Genomic DNA, 20333 nt, shown 5'->3' on the forward strand with positions numbered 1-20333 from the left:
AGGTGGTGGCCTGCTCCGAGCGGTGTCGGGCCCCGGGGGGCTACTGCCAGTCGACGATGATGCGGTTGAGCGGGGTGGTGAGCGTGAACCGGCCGGGCTGCTCCTCGATGGCGGGTCCGTCGAGGGCCTGGATCTCGAAGGTGGCCTGGCGGCAGCGGTACTCGCGGTCCCAGGTCTGCATCGCCTCGACGACGCGCGCAGCGAGGTCTTCGGCGCCGGGCCCGTGGCCGATGACGCCGAACTCCCAGAGCTTGCCGCCTTCGGGGGTCTTCTCGTCCGAGAGGCGTCGGGCGAGGTAGGTGACGGCGCCCTTGTCGACGGCCGCGGTGGAGGACGGGTAGGGGTCGTCGGTGAGGATGCTGCCCTTGGCCGTCTGCGGGAACAGCATCCGCACGAGTCCGGAGGGCAGGGTGCAGGAGACGAAGAGCTCCATCCACTCGGGGGACTCCATGGCCTGGACGGTGACGCCGGTCCAGTGCTCGGTTCGCGGCTGCTCAAGAACGCCGGCGAGGGTGTCCGCGTCGATCAGCATGTCGGCGGGGGCCTGGAGGCGGACGGTGGCGTCGGAGGTGAGCGGGATGATCCGCCGGTCGTCGTCAGCGATGCCCCTCCTGAGCGGCATGAAGGTGTTCATCTCGCTGCCGAGGGAGGTCCAGCGGCCGTCGGTCTGCCGCTGGTAGACGATGGACCGGGAGACGGACCCCTTGAGGCGTTGGGGGACTACGAGGCGGCCGCCGGGGGCGAGCTGGTCGAGCCAGGCGTGCGGGATGCCGTGGGCGCCGACGGTGGCGATGATCCAGGTGTAGGGGGCGCCTGCCGCATGGCCGAGGGCGCCGTCGCGGATAATGACCTCCACGTTGGTGATGCCGGCCGCGGCAAGCCCTTGTCGGGCCCCTTCGACGAGGTCCTCGTCGACGTCGATGGTCACGACGTGCCCGGTGGGGCCGACCAGGTAGCCCAGTAGGCCCGCGTTGTAGCCGCTGCCCGCGCCGAGTTCCAGCCCCTTGTCTCCCTCGCCGGCGCCGACCTGGACGAGCATCAGGGCGACGATGCCGGGCTGGGAGGCGCAGGAGATCGCGGTGGTGCCGTCGGTGTCGTACTTGATGTTCACCGGGGCGTTCGCGTACGCCTCCTCCAGCGAGGCGCCAGACACGAACAGGTCCCTGCGTACGGCGCGCAGGGCGGCTTCGACCTGCGGGGTGAGGGTCTGCCCGTTGTCGAGGAGCTGGTCGACGAGGCGGTTGCGGAGCTGGGCGGCGTGCTCGGACGTGGCGAGCGTGTCGGTGTTCACCGCACGGACGCTATCGGCGCCGGGCGCGGACGTCTGGGGTGGCGCGGTGTTGTCACTCGATCCCATGATGACCTCTCGGGCGATGGTGGAGATGGTGTGCTGGTCCCTCAGGGGGAGGCCGGCACGGTTGGCGTGGAAGATGACGTGGTGGGCCAGAACCGAACGCAGCCCCCTGGTCAGTTCGCCGCGGCGGGCGAGGTCCGCCAGGGTGCGGCCGAGACCTGCGAAGGCGCCGACCCAGGCTTCGTGCCCGTCCAGTACCTTTCCTGGCCCGGTGAGGGAGGTGGCGTCGATGCTCATCAGGTGGCGTATCGCCTCCCGGTGGCGGATGGTCGCCGCCGGCGCGTCCGCGGCGGTCTGCGGGCGCAGCGCGGCGACCTTGTCCCACACGTCGCCCTGCTCGTACCAATCCAGTCCCGCGGCGCGCATCATCGTGTGGCACAGCAGCACCGCGCTCTCGCGCCGGCCGAGGTGCTGCTCGCCCGGGCCGGGGGTGTAGGTGAGGAGGTGTCGGCTGTCCTGGTGGAAGAGGGTGTGGGCGGCGTCCATGGCGGTGGGGCCGCCGAAGGCGGCCGTCTCCGGCTCGTAGTGGGCGGGGCTCCAGAAGTCGACGGACCCGCTGCCGGTCAGCTCGTGGAGGAGGGCGGTCACCGGCGGCGGGAGCGGGCCGGCGGTGCGGATCCGCAGCGGCCAGGGCCGCTTGTTCATGAACCACCAGGCCTGCACCTGCCCGGCCGTCTCCGCGGTGCTCAGACACGAGCCGATGGCCGCGATGGCCGCCGCCCGTTCGGCGGCCTCGCCGGTGAAGGTGATGTTGAGCTGCTGCCAGTCCATCAGGTTCCTCACGAAAGTGTACGGGGGGTCATGCGGTGAGCAGGCAGGCGTCCCAGCGCGAAGCGCTCGCCGAGGCCCCCGGGGAGAGCACGGCCAGGGCGATGCCGGCGATGCCGTCGAGGAGTCCGGCGCCGTTGCCGTCCGCGGAGTCCAGGAGGATCTCGACCGTGCGCTGACGGGGCCGCGCCCCGGTCGGGGTGAGCGGGCTGAGAAGTCCGGGGATGGCGTCGGTCAGCCGCTCCCGGGTGGTGGGCAGGGCGTCGGTGGCGGCGCGGGCGGCTATGTGGGCCATGCCGGCGTAGCCGTGACACAGGGCGATGTCCGTGGTCGCTGCGAGGAGAGCGGGTTCGGTGAGAGCGGCCAGGAGTGCGCTCTCGGCTCGGAGTTGCGCAGGCTGGTCTTGGCGGGCGAGGGCTGCGAGTTGCTGGGCTCGGGCTTGGCCGGCGGCGCCGTAGCACCAGGAGGGGCGTAAGGGCGTGGCCGGGGCGGGCCGCTGCTCGCGGAGTTCGCGGCGGGTGATCCAGTACGGCCAGGCGGGTCCGTGGCCGCGCGGGGTGGCCCACCGGTCCAGCCACCAGCTGACCTCGCCGATGGCCGTCAGTTGCCCGGGGACGTCGACACCGCGCAGTGCGGCGAGGGACAGCAGGCTCAGGGGTCCCGCGATGCCGTGCGCGACACCGGCATTGGCGTGACCGCTGGGGTAGAGCGGATCAGGCCGCCCGGAGGGTCCGGACAGGGTCCACCAGCCGACGAGCTCGGTGTCCTCGTGGACGACGGGTCGGGTCAGGCGGACCAGGTAGGCCAGGACCTGGCGCAGGGTGTCGCTGTCGGGGTGGCGGGCCAGCAGGTAGGCGCCGTAGCCGGTCAGGCCGCGGATCACGTCGTACTCGGCGATCTCGGTCAAGTCGCCGTGGTCGATGCGTCGGTGGGCGGCGGACAGGCGCCGCTCGGTGTCGGTGATGATCTGCGTGTCGAGCTGCTCCAGGGCGCGGGAGTAGGCGCCGGGACGGTGGTCGGCGGCGCAGGCCAGGGCGTGGGCCAGGGCTGGGGCGCCGTGGAAGGGGTGGCTGTCGGCGCCGACGGTCAGCGGGGCAGCGGCCGCCGCGGTGAGCCAGTCGTGGGCGCGGGCCCACGGTGCTCTTCCGGTGGCGGCGAGCTCGATGTGCAGTAGCGCGATGCCGGGGATGCCCCGGGCCAGGGACTGCTGCCATCCCGGATGCCGGCGCACGGCGCCCGGAACGGTGCCGGGGCTGGCGAGGCGGTCGCCGATCAGGCGGATGATGTGCTCGGCTGGGTAGTTCACGTACTGCCCCCGGTGGTGCGGGCGCGGAAGGCCAGGGCCGCGGCCCTGGCGAGGTAGAGACAGACGGCTTCCTCGTCGAAGTCGATGCGCACGGCCCGCACGAAGTGGCAGTGCAGCAGCGAGCTGAGGACGGCGTCGGGGTCGATGGCGTCGGTGTCCGGTCCGGGCAGGTGCGACCGGTAGGCGGCCAGCGTCCGGTCGCGGTCCTTCCACGCGTCGCTGATGGCGATCCCGCCGGGCATGCTGCGCAGCGCCCGCCAGGTGCCGCGCGGGTCGGCGCAGCGTACGGCCTCGTTGAACTCGTGCCGAGGGATGCGGGCCGGGGCGGTCGCGGGGAGATGGTCGATCAGCCAGCTCGTGCCCGCCGTCGTGCTGCCGTGGAACGCGCAGGCGATGGACAGCATGTGGGCGGCCGCCAGCGCCCGCGGCCCGGGCCGGGCCGGCTCCCGGAACTGGGTGAGCAGGGCGTGGGAGTCGGCGCGGAAGAAGGCTTCGGCGGCGCTCCACGCCGCTCCCGAACCCCACCGGCCGGTCTCCGGGTAAGACGTGGGGTAGCGGATCTCCCGCAAGAGCCCCGCCTCGTTCATGGCCACCGCCCAGCTGCTCACCGTGTGCGCGGCGTTCCCGAACGCGGTCGGGTCGGGGAGTTCGATGCGCAAGCGCAGGTGCTGGTCGGGGTCACGGAAGCGCATATACCACCACCGGGGGCTCCCCAGTTGGTTGAGGAGACGGGGCAGGTGGCGGGCGAGGATCGTGTCCTGCCTGCGCAGATCCCCGTACAAGGAGGCCAGGAGCACCCGGGAGGCAGCCGGGACCTGGGACCGGCCGCGGCCGATTACCCGGGCAGGGCTCGGCGCGGGCAGGGCCGGCCAGCGGGCGGGTGCGGTGGCCTTGAGGGGGATGACGACTTCGTGGGCGCGGCCCTGGCACCACCCCAGCTCCCCGCCTGCCTCCGTGAGGACGGTGGGCTCGCCCCGCTCCATGTGGAGGCTCAGCAGCATCCGGTGGCCCTGCACGTCGAGGTCCAGGGCGAGCCGTCGGTCCCCTTCAGTGAGGTACACGTGCCGCGGCAGCCGGTAACGCCGCCGCCAGTCGGCGAACGCGGCCTCCCAGCCGGGCCCGGGCGGGGCCTCTCCGGGTTCCAGGCGCCAGCGGGCCGGGGACAGGACGGTCCGCTCGTAGCGCAGTCGTGGCAGGAACGGCAGGCTCGCCGCGGCGCCCCAGTCGAAGGTGGTGACCTGCGCGTACTGGGAGCGGTGGACCTCGCAGAGGAACCGGGCCAAGGGCGGGGCGTGGTGCCCGTGAAGGTTCAGAGCGTGCATCGCGACCGGCTCGATCCGCACGCCCAGGGCGGGCGCGGCCAGATATATGCGGGTGCCATCGCAGCCCACCGCCACATCGTCGACGCCCAGCACTTGCTCGTCGGCGGGGTGGTGCTCACCGACGCTGACCAGGGTGGGGAGCACGCGCGGGGTCCGGGTGACGTGCGCGTCCCGGGGGTCGAGCGGCGGGTAGGACAACTGGACCGGGATCGTGCCGGTGTCCCCGGTGGGCAGGTTCGCCAGGTCCGCGGTGAGGATCTCGGCTCCGGGCTGGTCCAGGGCGCTGAGGAACCGGCCGGTGCTCACCCCGGCGCCGCGCGAGACGCTGAGGACCTCCAGCATGAACACACCGCGCTCCAGGGCCGCGGTGTCAGCTGCGTGCACCCGGACACCGACCTCCAGGTGCGGCGGCAGCCTCGGCGATCCGGGCCCGCTGCTCAAGCTGCCCAGGAGGGCCTCGTCGATGACGACTTCGACGGTGCCGTCGAGCGCGGCGCGCTGGGCCAGTCGCAGCAGACCCGCATCGCGCTCGTTCAGGGCCGGGCGGCGCTCGGGGGCGGCGTCGGCGCCGTACGCGTCGGGGTAGCCGATCCCGCTGTCATCGACCACGTCCGCGACCGAGACAAGCGAGCCGATCCCGAACCGCTCGTAGAACCGCATGTGGTACGCCTTCCACCCAGCCGGCCCGTAGGGGGCGGCGCTCAGACGTGCCAGCGCCGCCGCTGCGCGCGCGGCCTCCTCGGCGACCGCATGCGGGAGCGCCAGCGAGGCGTCTAGCCGCAGATCCACCGCGAGTGGATGTCTCCGGACCTCCGCCACCGTCACCATGCGCGCGGACGCAATCCGCCGCGCGGCGGCCGCCCGCCCGGACGGGGCCCGATTGCACGCCTCGATCGCCTCCCGCACCTCACCGATCTCGGCAACGAGAGGGGCCACCGCCTCCACCTCCTGCGCTCCCGCGGCTTCGAGTTGTTCCATCAGGCAGGCCAGCGCGTCGGGCCGGGTTCCGGGGGCCCGCAGCCCCGACACCAGCGCCCCGTGACGCACCAGCAGGGCGATCAACCCGGTCACTTCCTGCTCCCCGGCCGTGGGGAACTCGGCGGCCAGTTTCGCGGCGAGGTCACCGGCGAGCACCGGGGTGCGCGCCGCGGCCAGGGCCACCCGCACCGGAGCCTTGTACGCGATGCAGACATCCACCGCGGCGGTCCGACGGTCGCGGGGCTGGGGCTGGTGCGGCACGATCAGCTGCTCGCCACGGACCACGACGGTGTTGTTGGTGACCACCGGCAGCCGCACCAGGAGTTCGGGGAAGCCCTCCAGGCGGGTGACGACCTCGGCCAGCCACTCGGCTCCGGCCCGCACCACCGCCTGGTGCCCGCTGCCCCACTGGGCGTGAACGCGGGAGGAGAAGGCGGCGGTCGTCACGCCGGCGAACAGACCGAAGGGGGTGGCCCGTGCGGCCGCGCGCAGCAGGTAGCGGGAAACGGAGACGACCGCACGGCGTAGGTCACGCTTCATGGGCTCTGCCTGAGCGTTGCACAGGGTGTCAATCTGCCGGGCGAGGGAAGGGCTGGCGTGCCGCAGGCTCTCGGCGAAGGTCTCGTCCGCCCAGACCGCGCGCAGCCAATCGGCCTGGACGGTGGCTGGGGCGGTGAGTGGCAGATGGTGCGGGGCGGGAGGTGCGGGTTGGGCGGCGGCGCGCACGAGAGCGACACGGCCACCGCGGTACGCGCCGGCTGGAACAGCCACAACGAGACCTCCGTGAGGGGGAAGAGTGAGTGGTGCGTGCGTGGCCGGTGGGGCTGAGGGCTGCACGCCCTCAGCCCCACCGGCCGTTAGTGGGTCGGTCAGGCGACGTTGGTGGTGCAGGCGCCGCACGTGGAGCCGCAGTTGTCGTCCGTCAGGTTGACCATGCTGGCCGGGTCCGAGACCTCCACGAGCGTGACGTCGAGGTCGAAGTCGGACTTCGCGACGGTAGGCGGCTGGGTCATGATTCCTCCGAAGTGCTGATCGTTACGGCTGGCCACCTGGGCCACGACGGCCCGGGCCAGGTCATCCACCGTCACCCCTCAAGCACGGGCAGACGGAATTCGTGCGGTAGCCGGCGTGCACACCGACCGCGATGTCGTCGGCCTTTCACGCCGACCTCGATGGCCGTCGAGGCCGTAGCACCGACGCCCACCGTGACCCACCGGTGCCCCCGCGCACCACGCCGCCAGCACGCCGTTTCCACCCCCCACCCACACCCATATTGATGTGGTTCGTTCCTGTTCAGTGCCGTTTGGAATGGAGTGTGGGTGTGTGGAAACGGCGTGCTGGCGGCGTAGCGGGACGCCGGCAGCACGCGTGACGGTGAGCAGGAGTTGGAGGTCCCGTACGGCGGCCGCCGTAGGGGCTCCGGCCATCACGTCTGGGGGAGATGACGTTGCCGTCCGTCGCACCGCTGCTCGACTTGGTCTCCCTCAGCGGGGGCCAGCCACCCCGCATCCACCGCAGGAACCTGTCCACCTGCATCGAACCGGCACGTGCCGCACGTCGCTTCGTCCGCGAAGCCCTCGACGCTTACCCGTGCGTCGACGATGTCGCCCTGGTCGCCGGGGAGCTCGTCGCTAACGCCGCTGAGCACACTCCGGGAGCCGACCGCCTCGTCCTGGAGGTCTACGGCGAAACCCTGGCCGTCCTGACCGTCTGCGACCGTGGCGTCGACCCGCGCGCTGTGGCGGCCCGCACGGCCGACCCTCAGGACACCGACGGGCGCGGACTGCTCCTCGTCAGCGCGTTGGCCGCAGGCTGGTTCGCGCAGCCCGTGTCCGGTGGCGGAACGGGCGTGAGCGCCGTCTTCGACCTGTCCGCGAGGGCGGCCGGGTGATTCCCCCCGACCTCACCTCACGCCACCTCGCGCCCGGGCTGAGCGTGCAGCCCCTGGCCATGGGCTGCTGGCCGATCGGCGGACCGGCCGTCAGCCGAGGGCATCCCGTCGGATGGGGACCGGTCAAGGACACGGTCGCCCTGGAGAGCCTGCGTACCGCGCTCGAACTCGGAGCGGACCTCTTCCACACTGCCGACAGCTTCGGCTACGGCCACTCCGAACGGCTCCTGGGCCAGGCCGTGCGGGAGGCTGGGCACGCCGGCGTACGCATCGCGGGCACCGCCGGATCCGTACGCGGCACCGCACCACATCCCTACGCCGCGCCCCGCCTGGTCCACCAGGTCGAGCAGTCCCTGAACAACCTCGGCGTCGGACGTCTGGACGTCCTTTTCCTCCACACCCTGGACTTCGGCCCCACCGACCAATATCTCCTCGATGCCGCCGGGCAGCTGGAGTCGCTGCGCGCTGCGGGCCTGATCGGGGCGGTGGGCCTGCGCGGCCCTCACCCGCGGGCCGGTGATGAGCGGGTGCCCGCCGCGACTGCCCCCCGGTTCCGCCGGATCGTCGAGCTGCTCAACCCGGACGTGATCTCGTCCAGGGCGAGCCCGCTGAGCGAGCCCACCCTGATCGGCGGCGAGAACATCGTGTCCTTCACCGCGCGCCGCGGTGTCGCCCTCCTGCTCACCGAACCGCTGGCGCAGGGACTGCTGACCGGCAAGCACCACAGGCTCCGGCCCCCTGCCTTCCCGCCGGGAGACCACCGCCAGGGCAGAGCCTGGTACCAGAAGTCAGGGCTGGGGATCATCGGCCAAGGGCTCGCCCCCTTGCGCGAGCGGTTCGGCGGATCCCCAGCCGCCCTGACACGGGTCGCTCTGCGCTACAGCCTCCAGCAGCCGGACCACACCGTCGTCACCGCAGGGTTCACCAGCCCCGCGCAGGTCCGTGACCTGTTCGACCTCGGGCCGCCCCTGACCGAAGAAGACCTCGTCTTCGTCGCGGCGGCCTATCAACGGATCCGCCGAACCTTGCGTGAAGCCCGGCCGGCACCCATCCACCGACCCGGACGCTGAACCTCCGATGCCGCGGCTTCGGCGTCAGCGGCGGTCCGGTCCGCCCAGAGCGATCTCGCGCACGGTGTCCCAGCGGTAGGTCCGTGCTTCGCGGCGCAGCTCGACCAGCTGCACCGCGTCCACCATGAACTCGACCGGCCCACGTCCCCGCAGCGCGCCGACCGCCTGGACGGGTGCGGCCGCGTCACGGTCGCGGTTGTTGTAGAGGACCCCAAGGTGGGGCCGAAAGCCAGCCGTGGGCCGTCCTCCCGGCACGCCGGCGCGAACTCCGGCCTGCGTCAGTACCGCGTGCACAGCGACCAGGTTCCGCCATGGGGCGAGCGTGAACCGGATCGCGCCGCGCGACCCCGTCATGGGGTACGCCGCCACCCGGAACGGGGCTCCGAGAGCACCGCGGACCGAAGCGGCCAGCACGTCGAGCTGGATCTCGGTGACCTGGTCGCGGTTGCCGATCTTGACCATGGTGACGTGGAGCCCCTCCGGGGGCACCGGATCCATTCCCAGTTCCGCCAGCGCCTCCTGGCAAGCAAGCGCCTCCGCGGCGAGCCCGCTCGCCCCCGAGGGAGCCAGCATCCAGTAGTAGGCCCGGTGTCCCGGGCTCCATCCTGGCCGATCCCAGTGGTCCGACATCCGGCCGATGGAGCGAAACGCTGCCCAGTCGGCCTCCCGCAGGACCTGCACATCGTCCAGCGAGGACGGCGGCGCGGGCGGGAACGCCTTCGAGTCCGTCTCCAGCATCACCACGTGACAACCCTCTCCGCCTGTACCGCGCCGGCGCAGTACGGCCGGGTCAGCGCAACTCCTTCACCTGCGCCGCATACTCGCCTACGGCCCTCACCCCGCGCCACCGCTGCCCCAGTTCCAGCAGCTCGCTGGCCCGCTGGCGGACCGACTGGATCGGTGCCGCCCCCGACGACAACGCCTCACTCCCCACCCGCATCGCCTCCTCCACCTCCGCACCCGGCGGCTGCACGAGCGCGGTAGCGACATCCAGCCCGACCAGCGCCTGCGTCCAGGGCGACTGCGCTGATACCGCCGCGTTCTGAACTTGCGGGGCCAGCAGTAGCACGCGCTTGACATCCCCGGCCGACAAGTACGCCGTCACCGCGTTCGCGACTGTCCGGGCCCGGCTGTAGGGGGCGAAGGAGATACACGAGGTCAGCCCGGGCGGCAGCCGCGACTGCTTCTCGCTCAGCTCCAGCGCCTCCTCGATCATCCGGTGCGACTCCGCGCGTTCCCCGAGCCGGCCCAGAGCCCGCGCCCGGCCGTTGGCCATCAGCCGGATGGCCTGCGGGTCCGTCGGCGCCAGCGCGATCCCCGCGGCAGCCGCCGCGTCCGCCGCGACGTACTTCTTCGCGTAGTACAAGTTCAACGACCGCGTCCCGGCCACCCACTGCCGCAACCAGACCGCGCCGGCCTCCTCGGCGAACTGGTCGGCCTCCCGGCACAGCGCGCCGGCCGCCTTCTGCTCCCCGCAGTTTACCGCCATGTAGGCCAGCAGCCCCGACGCCTGGGCCGCCAGCGTCATCAGCTCACGCCGCTGCACCGAATCGTCCGCCCGCCCACCCAGCATCACCCCCAGCATCCGCTGCACCAGGCGGGCCTCACCCACCAGCTGGGCGGGCCCGCCCAACTCGTAGCGGTCAACGATCGAGGCGATGGAATCCCGGGCCAACGCCAACAGCCCCAGATCCACCCCGGGCGAGGACACACCCCGCTGCTCACCGGGGATCGACTGCGGGCTGCCCCACCCAGTCAGGGACGGCACCCCGGCCTGTCCTGGCGAGCCCGTGTACGCGGGAACCTGCTCGTCGTACGTACGAAACAGCCACTCCACGGGCAGCTGGAACAGGTGCTCCAGGATCCGGGCGCGTTCCGCGCGTGGCCCGGCCGGCGACACCTCGCCCGTCATCCACCGGTCCAGCGTCCGCGACGGCAGATCCACCGTCCGCAGCGCCGGATCCGCATCGATCTCCGCGAGCTCGGCCCGAGCCCGATCCCAGCGTGCGATCGTCACCGTGTTCGTCCAACGGCGGCGGCGGACCTCCATCTTGAAGTTCGTCGTACGGTACTGCGGAACCCTCATCCGACCCATCCTCCACAGCATCAGGGCCCACGCCCCGAGCGCAAGCAGAACGGCGATCCCTGGCTCGAAAGGGGCCTCGTCCGACGAGGCGAGCCCTCATGCCAGGCAACCTGCGGACGTCGGTGGGCGCGACTGCTGTCTGGGGTCGACGCTAGAACCCATGTCGGCGAGAAGACCATGGGCCCACGGGCTGCGGCTCCTGGTCGGCCGTGGGTACCCGGCCTGTTCAGCCAGCCAGAGGGCCCCCTCGCTGAACGAGGCGGTCCCCGCTCCGGGCGCGCGCCGTACCGCTGGCCGTGCTGTCTCCTGCCTGCGATCCGGCCCGAGTGCGCTGGCAGATCCGGGGGACGACGTCGTGGCCTGGTGCCCCAGATCCTGCGCACGGACAGGGGGGGCGTGGTCATGAAGTGGCCCCCCGGTCCAGGTCGAGGAAGACTGCGGTCTCACCGGTGGGCGGCGTCAGGTGGCCGCTTCCGTGGCCCCGGCTGACGATCTTGTTCCAGGCTTCGTTCGGGGCCAGGCCTGCCGCTACGCGCAGGCGGCGCTTACCGGCAGCGACTTCCGCGGGGCTGCGGCCCAGGCGGTCAGGTTGGCGAGGGTGGTGTCGGCGGTGTTGGCGTCGCGGTGTCCGCCGACCAGCAGGTGGGCGATACGGCTGGCGGACGGTTCTCGTCGACCGGCGGGACCCCGTAGGGCGTGGTCATCGGATGTACCCCCAGGGCAGGGCGATCGTGGCGTACGCGTGGGAGTGGTCCAGGCGTTCGTATGTGCTGGGGCTGCGCCACTCGGCGGTGCTCACCAGCCGTTCCCCCTCCGGCAGGGCCCACCGTCCCAGCAGGGTGTGGATCTGCTCGGCGGTCCGGGGGCGGAAGACGATGCCGGCGTGTGCGTAGATGTCGGTCAGGGTCGTCATCTGGATCTCGCGGGCGAAGTCGGCGGTGGCGTGGGTGAGGGAGAGCGCGGAACCCGGCGGCAGCCAGTCCCGCAGCTCGGCCAGGACCGACCTCGCGTCCTCGTCGCCGAGCCAGGGCAGGACGTCGTGCAGCAGCACCCCGATCGGGCGGCCGTGGTCGAGCCGTGCCACGGCTGGGGCGGCCAGAAGAGCCTTCGTGTCCGTCAGGTCGGCCTGGAACGAATCGGTGCCATGCCGCTCGGCCAGGTACACGTTGGCGTGACCGGCCACGCCCGGGTCGTTGTCGATGTAGATGATGCGCTGCACGGCGTCCGGAAGCTGCCGGTTGTCGAGGTGGGGCAGACCGCACCCCAGGTCCAGGACCTGATCGATCCCGAGCTCCCGCGTGAATGCGTCCAGGATCCGGCGGCCGTGGGCACGGTTGATGCGCACGCTGCCCGGAAGCCAGCGGGCCGCGGCCAGGAGCTCGTCGGCCAGGTCCCGGTCGACCGCGTAGTTGTCGGTTCCGCCGTCAAGATAGTCCTGGATCCGGGCAACATTCGGCGTCAGATATGCCCCGGACGAGGTGCGTACGAGCCTCACGGTCGAAGCCCCCCGTCGCCGTCGGCCGCGTACACGCCGGCGGTCTCGGTCTCCCGGCCGCCGAAGGACGCTTCGGGGACAGCAGTGGGCACCGTGTCAGGGGGAAGCGCCACGGAGCAGCCCCGCACCGTGAAGTCGGAGGTGACCGTGTTCGACACGGGGTGTGGGACTTCCAAGGACTTGGCGTACGGCTGCCGGGGTGCGGGCGTCGACAACACCATGGCGCTAGACATGAACGGGCGTCCTCTCAGACCGGTCAGGGTGGACGAACGGGGGGTGTGCCCGGGGACGGCACGGACGTAGATGCCCGGGCCCACGGGGCCCCGGGGAAGGCTCTGGAGGCGGCCTTCGCGGATGAGGTGGGCACAGGCCCGCCGCACGCAGGCGGGGGTGCCCGCGTACTCCAGGGTGATGACCGCGAGGGCGAGTGCCTGCCCCGGCTGGTAAATGCCGTCATCCAGACGCTGGGGGACCCGGGCCACGACAGCCTCGTCGTGGGGGTGGGGCCGGCCCGGTCCGCAGACCATCACCCCCCGCCCGGGAAGGAATGCGGCCTCACCGCGGGCCTCAAGGATCCGTACCGCTGCCCAGACATCGTCCTCGGGAAGGCGGAGCCGCTGGCCCAGGTGCGCGACGGTGTCACCGAGCCCAACTCGCGGGAGGACGAGGCTACCGGGCCGGCGGGCCCGGAGGTATCGGCGGACCTGCACCGTAGCGGCCGCCCGGGCCCGGACCTGACGCGATGAGGCCCTCCTCGCCGGGATCATCGCCGGCTCCGATGAGCCGCACCGGCCAGGCCCGTCATCGCGGCCGGGTCGGGAGCGCGCCGGCGTCGGGCGGGCCAGGCGGCCGCGTGGAGGGAGCGCAGGTGCGCGGTCAGTTCCAGGTCGACGGTGACACCGTCCAGACGCCGGTACATCTGCTGCGCCACCACCCACGCCAGCTCCGCGGTCTCGTACCGGGCGTAGGCAACGCCCGTCTCCAGCAGCGTGCCGCCGCGGAGCCTGTAGCCCAGGCCGGAGACCCCATGGAGGATCGGGCGTTGTACCCACAGGGCGGTGGCGCGCCCGAGCCGGGGGCAGCCCGTGGCCGATGCGTCCGCGTCGGCCAGACAGACCGGAGGGGTCGCTTCGAGGACGCCGTCTCCCCAGTTCGCGGGTATGGCCGCCAGGTCGTGGGGGCCGTCGGGGACCACAAACAGGAAGCCGCCGTCGTCGTTCCTCGCGGGGTCCTGGGCGCAGACCTGGCACCGGACCTTGCCCATCAGGTACCGGTGGCGGTAGGGGTGCGGAATCAGGTTCTCGACGTCTCCGCCGCCCGCGAGGTCGGTGGAGACACGTGCCCACAGGCCGCCGTCCCGGTCCCGGTCCTCTTCGCGTTCGTCGGCGTACCCGAGGCCGTCGACGACGTCGTCGCCGATACACACCAGACCTGCGCGGACGACGAGTTCCCCGGGCAGGGGAAGTTCGGTGGTGCGGCAAGAGATGAACGGCCACTGGGGCGTGCCGATGACGGCGCCGGTGGCAGGCCGTGCCCCGGGCGGCCTCGGCGCTTCGGTGCCGGGCGGGCACGACGCCCGCGCCAGGTCGTCCGCCGTGATACGGCCGTGGAGGGTGTTCACCGCACGGCCTCCCAGACAGCTTCGGACAGGACAGCGCCGTGGTCTGCGGGAATCAGGCGCACCGCGTGCGCGTCCAGCCGTTCCCGGATACCGGTCACAGTCCATGGGCTCCCCTCGCCCCCGGGGTCATCGGCCGGCAGATGGTCCAGGGACGGGATGACCAGAATCTGGATCCGCCGGCATTCGGCCAACTCAAGGACGGTGCGCAGGCCGGACCGGGCGTGACCTGCGAGCGGGGCGAGGTCGTGGTGGCGCGAGGGTGCCGCCGCGCAGTACCGGGCGGCCGCTCTGTCCATGGCCGTCTGGACGCACTCGCCCGAGCCAGGCGGCAAGACCGCGTAGGTCGCGGCGACCGCCCGGTCCTTGATGTGCGACTCGGCCCTGACGACGAGCGCCTTGAGGCCGGCGGAGCTCGTGAACTGAGGGTTCGTCACCGCCGCGATCAGCGCTTCCGTTTCCCGGGAGGCCGGCAGAGCGAGCAGACAGCTCAGGAGCGGGTCCAGGCGCCTGCCGAGCAGGGCGTCGGTGACCAGACCCCTTCGGGGGGCGGGGACTTCGGAACGCATGGAAATCCAATCAGGGCAGGGCGAGCGGGGCGGCACCACAAACGGGCGAAGGGCCGCGCGGGAAGAGGGGCGTCAGGAGGCGAGGCGGCGGGCCTGGTGGTGGGCCGTCTCCTCGGCCAGCGGCGGCAGGCACACCTCGTTGCGCCGTGCATCCAGGGTTTCCGGTTCCGCGACCGGATACGGCCGGCCGAAGGCGGGGTTGATCGCGGTCGCGTACAACTGGGGCTGCGCGAGACGCACCAGCGCCCAGTCGACGACGTACGCCAGGTGGACCAGGGAGCAGGCCCCCTCGTCGACGGAGGCCTTGATCAGGTCCCGGCAGCGCAGCAGGAAGCCGAGGTCCGTGCCGTGGAGAAGAATCTGCAGCGCGGCTGCGGAGGCCTCCTCACCGACAAGGTCCGCGGTCGGCCAGCCGTGGCAGTCCACGATCCGCATCAGCTCGCGTTCGTGCTCCGCGCGGACGGCCGCCACCTTCCGGCGGCGGTTCGATGCGCCCGGCAGGCTGGAGGCCCACAAGGTCAGAGCCGCATCTCGTGCGGTGAACGCGAGCAGCGCCTCTGCCAGCGAGGCCACCATGACTTCGGTGGGCGTGCGGGGAGGTGTGGTGCTGGTCAGGTTCATGCGGCCCTCGTCGACATCCGGTGCGGGTCGCGAACCGCTCCGTCGGGGGTGAGGACCCCGGTGTCCTCGAAGAGGAGGACGCCGTTGCAGAGCAGGGACCAGCCCTGTTCCGGGTGGCTGGTTACGCACTGCGCGAGTTCGGCGTCGGGTGCGGTACTGGGCGGACAGGTCGGCTTGTGCTGACACATGGAACGTCCTTGGTCGAAGAGCCCTCGACGGGTAGCGGGGGCGGGCGGTCGAGCAGGTGAAGGGGCGGGTCCGTGTGCCTGGTGCTCACGGCGTATCGCCCGCGAGGTCCAAGATCGTCTCGGCGGATGCGGCGAGGAGGCGGAGATATCCGAGCTCTGAACCGACAGACCCGGAGGGGTGGAGCAGCTGATCCGCCCGGACGAGGGCGTCCTCCATCGCCGATTCCTCCGCCTGCCCCGCTTCCACGGCCTTCCGGTGGATCACCAGCAGCCGGGCCGCGCAGGCCACGAGCGTGCGCAGTACCTCCTGCAGATCCGTGACCAGCACCGGAACCATGTGGGCGGGGGGATCCGACAGCCCGGTCGCCAGATCCAGAGCGTCCCAGGTGCGGGTGGCTTCCGACACGGCGGTCAGTTCCCGGGCGAGCGCAAGGCTGTTGATGAAGAGGAGGAAGTCCTCCGGTGCGCTCGGTGGTGCTGGGGTGGAGACGGGCACGACGACTCCTCGGCGGGACGGCATGGGCGGGTCGGGCCCGCGCGGGCTGGGGGAGGGAGGGGCTAAGAGGAGGGTGTGCTGGCCATGGCGGTCCGCAGGAGCGGCATGAGACAGGCGCCGTCCGTGAAGGTGACCGGTCTGGGTTCGGCGGGCGTCCAGGGCCAGGTGTCCCACCGCGCTCCGCCCGAGGGCGGCAGAGCGATACGCCCGCCCGGGCCGGATTCCACCCGGGCGCCGGCCACCCCGTTCAGGGGGCCCGCGGTGCCCGGTGCGACGAGCAGCACCTTCTCGCCGCTTCCGTACGCGAGGGAGGGGATCGGCGGAAGGGACTGGTCGCGGCGGTCGGCCAGGACGAGAAGATCCGAACCGAGGCCGCCGGGCACGATGACGGCGTCGAAAGCGGAGCACGTCGTCCGCAGTACGAGATCCGGGGCGTCGCCCAGCAAGGCGATGGCGCGGCGGGCGGAGACGATGTCACTCCCCACGATCAGCGGCCAGGCCAGAGCCTCTTCGTAGGCGACCAGGAGGCCCGCGAGGTTCTTGCTGATCGGCGGCCAGTGAGCAGTCCGAAGCGATGTCACAACGTCGCTCCCTTCGCCGCCGGGGCCGAGGCCGCGTGTGGTTGCTGCTCGGCGGTGTTGAGGAGGGCCGCAACCTGCCGCAGCACGACCAGCTGCGCCTCGGCGAACGCCGTACCCACCAACTGCGGATGCAGGAGCGTGCCCGCGCTGCTCTCGTCGGCGGGACGCGGGCCGGCAGCCATCGCGATCAGGCGCACCCTGGCCGTGTGAAGGACTTCCTCGTCCCGGGCGTCGAGCCGCTGCGCGGCCTCGGCGTCCGCCTCATTCCGGGCCTGCGTAGCCGCCTTCCGCCTCACACGCTCAAGGACGGCACCAGCCAAGCACGCCGTACCCAGGGTTGGCGACAGCGCCAGGACGATGCTGGTCAACTCGATCACGTCAGCTCCTTGCGGGAAATCGGACGGTGGACGGGACGCGGATCGCGGTGGGGCGCCCGTCCGGATTCCCACCCCCGAGGGGGAGTTGGGCAATACGGTGGGTTGCAGAAAGCAAACCGTGAGCCGAGCCGCGAGGGCAGGGCCCGGTATCGAGCAACCCGAACAAACCCAACAAAGATCATTTCGGAGCGAAGGAGTTCACCGTGGCCCGTGAACGAAACACGCTGCTGGCCTCGGTGATCGCGGAAACCGGATGGTCCCAGCGGCAACTGGCCGCTGCAGTCGCGCGCGTGGCGACCGAGACGGGAGCCGGCGAACTCGCCGCGGTGCGCCAGTCGCACGTCTCGATGTGGGTCGGCGGCACGCGCCCCGAACCCCGAGCGGGATCTATCTTGTGCGAGACGCTCTCGCGCCGCCTGAACCGCACCGTCACCCCGGCACACATCGGGCTCGCCCCGCCTACCGAGGACGACGACGCCCGGCCGGCCTGGGACATCGACACGGCCACGGCACTGGCAGATTTCGGGGACAGCATGACGATGAACCGGCGCACCGCGCTCTCCGCCACCGCGTACTCCGCGGCCGGCGCAGCCCTGCCCCCTCCCACCTGGTGGGACCAGACCCGCGACAGCGCCCGCACCCGCACACCCCGAACCCGCCTGACCGTCACCGCCGGCCACGTGGCCGCCATACAGGACGCCGGACGCTTCTACTCCGGCCAGGACCAACGTCTCGGCGGCGGCGCCGGACGGACCGCACTCGCCGCCTACCTGCAAACCGACGTCGCCGCCTACCTCGCCGGACACTTCCCCTCCGAGCAAGTACGCCGAGACCTGTTCACCGCGGCCGCCGAGCTCGTCTACCTCGCCGGATGGACCAGCTTCGACACGGGCGACCACGCGGTGGCGCAGCGACAGTTCGGGGTCGCGCTGCGTCTGGCCGCCGAGGCCGACGCACCGGCCCTGGCCGGCCACATCCTGCGCGCCGCCGCGCACCAGGCCGTCGACCTTCACCATCCCCGTCGGGCGCTGGAACTCGCCGAGGGATCCATGGCCGAGCGCCGCTACAAACTTGCCACCCCCCGAGAGCGCGCCCTGCTGGGCGTGGTCCACGCCCGGGCCCTGGCCATCAGCGGACAGAAGAAGGAGGCGCTGGCCGCGTTGACCCGCGCGAGCGCCGACCTGGCCGCCGCGGATCCCGGTATCGAGGAACCCGGCCGAGTCGGGTTCTTCGCCGAGGCGTCCCTGGCCCACGAGAGCGCCTGCACCCTGCGGGACCTGGGCGACCTCCAAGGCGCCGAAACCGCCTTCCGCCACAGCGTCCGCACCCGCGCCCTCCCGTACGCGCGCACCTTCTCCGTCACGTTGGGATACCTTGGGCAGGTCCAGGCCGGACAGGGCCACCTCGACGACGCCTGCGAAACCTGGAACCGGGCCCTGGACGCCATGGCCGGCATCCGCTCCGGCCGCGCCCGCGACACCGTGGTCCAGATGCGCCGCTCCCTCTCCCCGGTCAAGGGCCGGGGCGGCAGCACCGCCACTGACCTCGACCAGCGGGCCCGCGAGTTCCTCGCCCACGTAGTCTGACCCGGCCATCACGGCACCAAGCCGCCGGAGCTGTGCTCCGGCCGGACCGATCAGGGGGACCTCGTGTCCGAGCAGACCTTCACCTACACGTCCGTCGCCACCGTCATCGGCGGCCACACCACACCCCTGGACGACTACCAAGGCGGCACCAGGGCCATCATCCGCCTCAACGCCACCTTCCCCGAAGAAGTCCTCCAAGGGATCGGCGAGTTCTCGCACCTGGTGGTCGTGTGGCCCTTCACCCTCGCCTCTCCCAGCGACGTCGAGCTTCACGCACGTAGCCCCCGCGGGAACCCTCGCTGGCCCGCGACCGGGACGTTCGTCCACCGCAACCACCGCAGGCCGGCGCAGCTCGCCACGTCTTTCCCCCGCCTGCTGGGCGTGGACGGACTGGACCTGCACGTCACCGACCTCGACGCCGTCGACGGCACCCCGATCATCGACCTCGCCCCGTACTTCCCGCAGATGGGCCCGCGAGGCCCGGTCACTGTCCCCGCCTGGCCTGGCGAGATGCTCACCCACTACTGGGACAACCACACCGACCGCCCCGCGTAACTGTAGGGTCCACGATTCCGTGAGCGATGTTGGCTGATCATGAGCGCTCGATGAGCAATGTCGGTGCTCGGTGAGCAATGGGTCAAGTTCGTTCGGTCAGGTGGCGCGCTTCTTCGATCTTTCCCGGCTGCGGATGCCCGGCCGCACCCACTGAGCGCAGGACCACTGACTCGGTGGTGGTGTCAGATGCGACTGACATGCTGTCGATCGTGTGTCTCATTGCGAACGGAGCAGCCAAAAATGAGCGTTGACCTCGGTGCCGCCTGGTGCGCGACAGACCTCGGCGACCACCGCCCCTGTCGCTACACCTACGAGAGATACCCCTACGACACCCTGCCGCCTCTGGACGCCGCCCAGTTCACAGGGGCGTTCCAGTGGCTGGGCGATCCAGGCAAGATCGTCCCTGGGCAGGTCGCGGATCTGCAGAAGCTGGGAGAGAAGCTGGCTGCCGAAGGTCTGGAGTTGCCGGCGGACTTCGTCAGGTTCTACACGTCATCGAATCTGCAGGATTCCTTGGACGAGGTGTCAGTGACCGGCTGCTGGAGCAGTCTCTCCGAGCCGCTGCCCAGCCCCGTTGAGCCTGGTGCCTTCCTCATCCGCTTCTTCCGTGACCAGCAGGACTGTGTTCTCTGGTACCTCTACTTGCGGCCGTCCGGCGAGGCGTTCGTGGTCCACTCCTACCTAGACTACGAGCACGAGTACGAGGCGCGGGGCTCCGAGGACTTTGAGTCGGAGAGCGACCTGGACGACCTCACCGCCCAAGAGGCTGCGATCCTCTGGTGCGCTCCCTCCTTCGAGCACTTCGCCTACCGGTTCTGGCTTGAGAACCGTCTCTGGCATGCCGTCAACGGGGGCAGCGAAGTGCCACTCGACTCCGCGATGCAGGAGTATCTGGATCACTACAAGGCCCCTTCGCTCCAGGAAGCCTGACGGCACTACGAGTTCGCTAGTGGGCCAAATTGCTCATGATCAGACGACGATGAGTGGCGGCACGCGTGCTCATTCCCAGCATCACTGCTGGTCTCGCGGCTCTGATTGCTCACCAAGCGGCGGACCCTACAGTAACCGCCGCGCGGCAGCTCTCCTCTCCCACCCCACGAGGCCGTTGCCGCGACGCTGCGCGCGGCCGACTCGGGCGCCGGCGTCGGCGCCCAGGAAGCCGCGACGGTGCGCCAATCGCCCCGCTGCCCCAGGCGCCCCGGGCCCGTCCTGCTCCGGGCGCTCTCGGAAGTCCCTCCAGTAGTCGGTGAGCATCTCTTCCGGCCAGGCGGGCTGGGTGACCGAGCCGCGCGGGGGGAACTCAAGTGCCGCCGGCCAGGAGGCTGGAAGATCACCGCGGCCTTCACCTAGGTCCTGTCTGGAGTCCGGATCGCGAGTTCGGTAGATCGCCTGCGCGTGGAGGCCCGGTCTTGATAGGCCATCAGTCATGGCGCGAGGCGATCTCACCGACGAGCAGTGGACTCTGATCGAGC

Annotated in this window: 20 protein-coding genes; 5 read left to right on the top strand and 15 right to left on the bottom strand. The window is 71.5% G+C overall.

Annotated elements, in window-relative coordinates; translation table 11 throughout:
- Positions 1 to 40 precede the first annotated feature (40 nt).
- From fxlM to OTB20_RS39220, 4 genes are all read right to left on the bottom strand, one after another.
- The gene (gene fxlM, locus OTB20_RS39205) at positions 41 to 2125 is read right to left on the bottom strand and encodes a methyltransferase, FxLD system (protein WP_267824697.1); all 2085 of its coding nucleotides are present in this window, start codon (positions 2123 to 2125) and stop codon (positions 41 to 43) included.
- A 28-nt stretch (positions 2126 to 2153) separates the two neighbouring features.
- Positions 2154 to 3428 (bottom strand): lanthionine synthetase C family protein, encoded by a 1275-nt coding sequence (locus tag OTB20_RS39210; RefSeq protein ID WP_267824698.1) that lies wholly within the window; start codon positions 3426 to 3428, stop codon positions 2154 to 2156.
- Positions 3425 to 6499 (bottom strand): lantibiotic dehydratase, encoded by a 3075-nt coding sequence (locus tag OTB20_RS39215; RefSeq protein WP_267824699.1) that lies wholly within the window; start codon positions 6497 to 6499, stop codon positions 3425 to 3427. Before OTB20_RS39215 ends, OTB20_RS39210 begins: the two co-directional genes overlap by 4 nt.
- Before the next feature lie 98 nt (positions 6500 to 6597).
- The gene (locus tag OTB20_RS39220) at positions 6598 to 6741 is read right to left on the bottom strand and encodes an FxLD family lanthipeptide (RefSeq protein ID WP_267824700.1); all 144 of its coding nucleotides are present in this window, start codon (positions 6739 to 6741) and stop codon (positions 6598 to 6600) included.
- A gap of 434 nt (positions 6742 to 7175) precedes the next feature.
- Between OTB20_RS39220 and OTB20_RS39225 the strand changes: the two genes are divergently transcribed.
- Both OTB20_RS39225 and OTB20_RS39230 read left to right on the top strand, forming a co-directional pair.
- Positions 7176 to 7619 (top strand): ATP-binding protein, encoded by a 444-nt coding sequence (locus OTB20_RS39225; protein WP_267824701.1) that lies wholly within the window; start codon positions 7176 to 7178, stop codon positions 7617 to 7619.
- Positions 7616 to 8689, top strand: coding sequence for an aldo/keto reductase (locus OTB20_RS39230; RefSeq protein WP_267824702.1), 1074 nt, complete (start codon positions 7616 to 7618; stop codon positions 8687 to 8689). The genes OTB20_RS39225 and OTB20_RS39230 overlap by 4 nt, the downstream gene beginning before the upstream one ends.
- Before the next feature lie 24 nt (positions 8690 to 8713).
- Here OTB20_RS39230 and OTB20_RS39235 read toward each other — a convergent pair whose 3' ends face one another.
- From OTB20_RS39235 to OTB20_RS39285, 11 genes are all read right to left on the bottom strand, one after another.
- Positions 8714 to 9427 carry a 2'-5' RNA ligase family protein gene (locus OTB20_RS39235; RefSeq protein ID WP_267824717.1) on the bottom strand — a complete coding sequence of 238 codons (714 nt, stop codon included), beginning with the start codon at positions 9425 to 9427 and terminating at the stop codon, positions 8714 to 8716.
- A 52-nt stretch (positions 9428 to 9479) separates the two neighbouring features.
- The gene (locus OTB20_RS39240) at positions 9480 to 10775 is read right to left on the bottom strand and encodes a hypothetical protein (RefSeq protein ID WP_267824703.1); all 1296 of its coding nucleotides are present in this window, start codon (positions 10773 to 10775) and stop codon (positions 9480 to 9482) included.
- Between the two features lie 700 nt (positions 10776 to 11475).
- A complete protein-coding gene (locus tag OTB20_RS39245) occupies positions 11476 to 12270 on the bottom strand; it encodes an SAM-dependent methyltransferase (protein WP_267824704.1) in 795 nt (264 codons plus the stop codon).
- On the bottom strand, positions 12267 to 12752 hold the full coding sequence (locus tag OTB20_RS39250) for a GntR family transcriptional regulator (RefSeq protein ID WP_267824705.1): 486 nt from the start codon (positions 12750 to 12752) through the stop codon (positions 12267 to 12269). Before OTB20_RS39250 ends, OTB20_RS39245 begins: the two co-directional genes overlap by 4 nt.
- 281 nt (positions 12753 to 13033) lie before the next feature.
- Entirely contained in the window at positions 13034 to 13891 is an 858-nt protein-coding gene (locus OTB20_RS39255) for a hypothetical protein (protein ID WP_267824706.1), read from the bottom strand.
- Positions 13888 to 14457: a hypothetical protein gene (locus OTB20_RS39260; protein ID WP_267824707.1), complete on the bottom strand. Its 570-nt coding sequence runs from the start codon at positions 14455 to 14457 to the stop codon at positions 13888 to 13890. The genes OTB20_RS39255 and OTB20_RS39260 overlap by 4 nt, the downstream gene beginning before the upstream one ends.
- Before the next feature lie 72 nt (positions 14458 to 14529).
- Positions 14530 to 15078 (bottom strand): DUF6624 domain-containing protein, encoded by a 549-nt coding sequence (locus OTB20_RS39265; protein WP_267824708.1) that lies wholly within the window; start codon positions 15076 to 15078, stop codon positions 14530 to 14532.
- A complete protein-coding gene (locus OTB20_RS39270) occupies positions 15075 to 15266 on the bottom strand; it encodes a DUF5999 family protein (RefSeq protein ID WP_267824709.1) in 192 nt (63 codons plus the stop codon). The genes OTB20_RS39265 and OTB20_RS39270 overlap by 4 nt, the downstream gene beginning before the upstream one ends.
- Before the next feature lie 85 nt (positions 15267 to 15351).
- Positions 15352 to 15762, bottom strand: coding sequence for a hypothetical protein (locus OTB20_RS39275; protein WP_267824710.1), 411 nt, complete (start codon positions 15760 to 15762; stop codon positions 15352 to 15354).
- Positions 15763 to 15824: 62 nt separating this feature from the next.
- Positions 15825 to 16343 carry a hypothetical protein gene (locus OTB20_RS39280; RefSeq protein ID WP_267824711.1) on the bottom strand — a complete coding sequence of 173 codons (519 nt, stop codon included), beginning with the start codon at positions 16341 to 16343 and terminating at the stop codon, positions 15825 to 15827.
- Entirely contained in the window at positions 16340 to 16720 is a 381-nt protein-coding gene (locus tag OTB20_RS39285) for a hypothetical protein (protein WP_267824712.1), read from the bottom strand. The genes OTB20_RS39280 and OTB20_RS39285 overlap by 4 nt, the downstream gene beginning before the upstream one ends.
- Before the next feature lie 203 nt (positions 16721 to 16923).
- Between OTB20_RS39285 and OTB20_RS39290 the strand changes: the two genes are divergently transcribed.
- From OTB20_RS39290 to OTB20_RS39300, 3 genes are all read left to right on the top strand, one after another.
- The gene (locus tag OTB20_RS39290) at positions 16924 to 18306 is read left to right on the top strand and encodes a Tat pathway signal protein (RefSeq protein WP_267824713.1); all 1383 of its coding nucleotides are present in this window, start codon (positions 16924 to 16926) and stop codon (positions 18304 to 18306) included.
- Between the two features lie 63 nt (positions 18307 to 18369).
- A complete protein-coding gene (locus OTB20_RS39295; RefSeq protein ID WP_267824714.1) occupies positions 18370 to 18861 on the top strand; it encodes a TrmO family methyltransferase domain-containing protein in 492 nt (163 codons plus the stop codon).
- Positions 18862 to 19101: 240 nt separating this feature from the next.
- Positions 19102 to 19791 (top strand): hypothetical protein, encoded by a 690-nt coding sequence (locus tag OTB20_RS39300; RefSeq protein WP_267824715.1) that lies wholly within the window; start codon positions 19102 to 19104, stop codon positions 19789 to 19791.
- Positions 19792 to 20333: the final 542 nt, after the last annotated feature.

It is taken from the genome of Streptomyces sp. H27-H1 (assembly GCF_026627445.1).
In the GTDB taxonomy this organism is placed as follows: Bacteria; Actinomycetota; Actinomycetes; order Streptomycetales; family Streptomycetaceae; genus Streptomyces.

What these genes read in the sequence shown, in the direction of transcription:
- OTB20_RS39235 (WP_267824717.1), bottom strand. Translation starts at nt 9,427, where the DNA reads ATGCTGGAGACGGACTCGAAGGCGTTCCCGCCCGCGCCGCCGTCCTCG.
- OTB20_RS39260 (WP_267824707.1), bottom strand. Translation starts at nt 14,457, where the DNA reads ATGCGTTCCGAAGTCCCCGCCCCCCGAAGGGGTCTGGTCACCGACGCC.
- OTB20_RS39265 (WP_267824708.1), bottom strand. Translation starts at nt 15,078, where the DNA reads ATGAACCTGACCAGCACCACACCTCCCCGCACGCCCACCGAAGTCATG.
- fxlM (WP_267824697.1), bottom strand. Translation starts at nt 2,125, where the DNA reads ATGGACTGGCAGCAGCTCAACATCACCTTCACCGGCGAGGCCGCCGAA.
- OTB20_RS39220 (WP_267824700.1), bottom strand. Translation starts at nt 6,741, where the DNA reads ATGACCCAGCCGCCTACCGTCGCGAAGTCCGACTTCGACCTCGACGTC.
- OTB20_RS39300 (WP_267824715.1), top strand. Translation starts at nt 19,102, where the DNA reads ATGAGCGTTGACCTCGGTGCCGCCTGGTGCGCGACAGACCTCGGCGAC.
- OTB20_RS39240 (WP_267824703.1), bottom strand. Translation starts at nt 10,775, where the DNA reads ATGAGGGTTCCGCAGTACCGTACGACGAACTTCAAGATGGAGGTCCGC.
- OTB20_RS39270 (WP_267824709.1), bottom strand. Translation starts at nt 15,266, where the DNA reads ATGTGTCAGCACAAGCCGACCTGTCCGCCCAGTACCGCACCCGACGCC.